Raw genomic sequence first — 2861 nt, forward strand, 5'->3', positions numbered from 1 at the left:
ATATAAAATTTTTGATAGAAATTGAATAATATACAAAAAATAGAAGTAAAAACTAAATATCTAAAAAAAAATTAAAATAAACAAAAATAAAAGTAAAAGAGATTTAAATAAAAAAATAAAAAAGAATAAATTTCAAAAAAACAAACAAAATAAAAAAAACAACTAAAAAAGTAAAAACTAGAAAAAAACAAAGAAAACAACTAAAAAAAATAAAAAAAATAAAAACTACAAAACAAAGAAAACAACTAAAAAATTAAAAACTAGAAAAAAAACAAACAAAATAAAAAAACAACTAAAAAAAGTAAAAAAAGTAAAAGAATTTATTCACTTGCAGCTTTTGCTTTTTCAACTGCATCAATAAATTCATCTAAACCTTTACCTTCTTTTAAACTCATAGTAATAATTTGAACATCAGGATTTAATCTATGTGCATCAGAAACCATTTTATCAACATTTGCACCTACTGCATCAGCAAGATCTATTTTATTAATAATAACTAAATCAGATGTTTGGAAAATAAATGGATGTTTCTCTACAGTATCATCACCTTCAGTTACACTTACAACAACAACTCTCATATGTGAACCTAAATCAAAATCAACTGGACAAATTAAGTTTCCAACATTTTCAATAATAACATAATCTAAGTCATCTAATGGTAAATGACTTAATCCATGTTCTACTAAATGAGCATCTAAATGACATTCTTTACCAGTGTTTAAACCTTCTACTGGAACATTATGTTTTTCAATTCTTTCAGCATCAAATTTACTAATAACATCTCCAGCAAGTACTCCAACATTTTCATCTACTGCATCAACAAATTGTTCAATAAGAGATGTTTTTCCAGAACCAATAGCTCCTACAAAATCAACACAAAAGATATTATTATCATTAAAAATTTTTTGATTATCATCAGCTAATTTTTTATTAGCTTTCATTATATTTTCAGCAACTTTAACATCAGCTATTTTATGCATTTTATCTCCTCAATAATTATTTAATAAAATTATATTACATTGATAAATATAATTATATGAATATTACATTATTATATAAATTTAATATTTCTTTTATATAACTATTTTTATTTAAATATTAAAAATTATTATTGAATACTTGAAAAAGTAATAAAAATATCATAAAAACTTAAAAAAATTAATAAAAAATTATAAAATCCAATTAAACAGAATTAAAAAATAAAAAAAATCTAAATAAAAAAAAATTAAACAATAAAATATAAACTCAAACTAAAAAATAAAAATAAAAATAAAAAAAGTAGATGATTTAATCATCATCAGGTATTTCAACACTAATATTTTTTACAATAACATTTTTACCATTTGTAATATCTACCCTATAAGTATTACATTTTGGACAATTAACCATAGGAGCATAATGATCAGCATCATCTACAATAGCTCCACCTTCATAACCACAATCTTTACATTTAATTTTAACAGGAATTTCTTCAATAATAAATTCTGCATTTGCTGCAATAGTATCTTCTTTCAATACATCAAGTAAAAATTTAACTTGTTCTGGATTAAGCATAGCTAATGTACCAATTTCTAAAGTAACACTAGTAACTGCAGTTGCATTATTCTTTTCTGCATTATCTAAAACAGAATCCATAATACTTTGAGCCATTGATAATTCATGCATTACAATTACCTCTTAATAAAATTTAAAAAAAAATATAAAAATTAAAAAAATTATTCTTTTAAATGATTTGCAATTATTTTAGCAACAGAAATAAAACTTACATCAGATTTTAAAGTATCAGTACCTGCAAGATTAAGAGCACCTGCTGCATAAATTTTTGAAACTGCATCATTTACAAGAGTTGGATGTACACAACAAACTCTTACATTTTTTGCACCTTGATCTTTTAAAATGTTAATAGCATTAACAATAGTACCACCAGTTGCTATAATATCATCAATAATAACAGCTTCTTTACCTTTAACTGAAGAGATATTAACTTTATTATTTTCCCCATCTTCTATTTCAGCAATAGTAGTTTCTACTTTATCTGGACCTAATCTTACTTTTTTAAGATAAGTACAATCACAATCTAAAATACTTGCAATTTCTTCAGCAAATCCTAAAGCACCTTTATCTGGAGCAATAATTAAAGGATCTTCTACACTTTCATCAATATATTCTGCAATAGCAGGCATTGCTGAAAGATTATAAGCAGGAATATTAAAGAAATCTCTTACACAATCTTCATGAAGATTAATAGAAACAAATTCATCTGCACCAGCAAGTTCAATTAATTCTGAAACAATTTTTGCAGAGATTGCTTCACCATCATTAAATCTACGTTCCTGTCTAGCATAACCCATATAAGGTACAACTACACGAACTTTTTCTGCCCCTAAATCTTTAAGATTTTTAATTAAGAATAATAATTCTACAAGATGTTCATCTTGAGGGTAACCAGTAGATTGAATAATAGTAACTTCTTTATCAACATCCCCATGTACACGAAGGTACCTTTCCCCATCAGGGAATTTTTTAGTTTCTACCCTTATAAAAACATCATTTAATTCTTTAGCTACTGAAGCAGCTAATTTTTGAGAAGCGGAACCACTAACAATCAATTTATCACCATAATACATTAAAATAAATTATAAAATTTTTAAAAAAAATAATTAATAATATTTTATTTTTCAAAATATATAAAAATTATTATAAACTATAAAAATATAAAAAAAATTTTTAAAAATGAAAAATAGTAAAATAAATTGGAATAAATAAAAATTAAAGATTATAAAAAAATTATAAAAAATATAAATAAATAATAAAATAAAAAAATACATTTAGAAAAAAATAATAAATAAAAATCAAATAAT

The 2861-nt window shown here is 22.9% G+C and carries 3 protein-coding genes; all 3 read right to left on the reverse strand.

The window, feature by feature from the left end; all coding sequences use genetic code 11:
• Positions 1 to 320: 320 nt before the first annotated feature.
• Positions 321 to 980 (reverse strand): hydrogenase nickel incorporation protein HypB, encoded by a 660-nt coding sequence (hypB, locus tag BGI41_RS07530; protein ID WP_088540084.1) that lies wholly within the window; start codon positions 978 to 980, stop codon positions 321 to 323.
• A 307-nt stretch (positions 981 to 1287) separates the two neighbouring features.
• Positions 1288 to 1665, reverse strand: coding sequence for a hydrogenase maturation nickel metallochaperone HypA (gene hypA, locus BGI41_RS07535; RefSeq protein ID WP_088540085.1), 378 nt, complete (start codon positions 1663 to 1665; stop codon positions 1288 to 1290).
• Positions 1666 to 1715: 50 nt separating this feature from the next.
• Positions 1716 to 2609 (reverse strand): ribose-phosphate diphosphokinase, encoded by an 894-nt coding sequence (locus BGI41_RS07540; RefSeq protein WP_088540086.1) that lies wholly within the window; start codon positions 2607 to 2609, stop codon positions 1716 to 1718.
• Positions 2610 to 2861 lie beyond the last annotated feature (252 nt).

This window comes from Methanobrevibacter sp. 87.7 (assembly GCF_002208625.1).
Taxonomy (GTDB): Archaea; Methanobacteriota; Methanobacteria; order Methanobacteriales; family Methanobacteriaceae; genus Methanarmilla.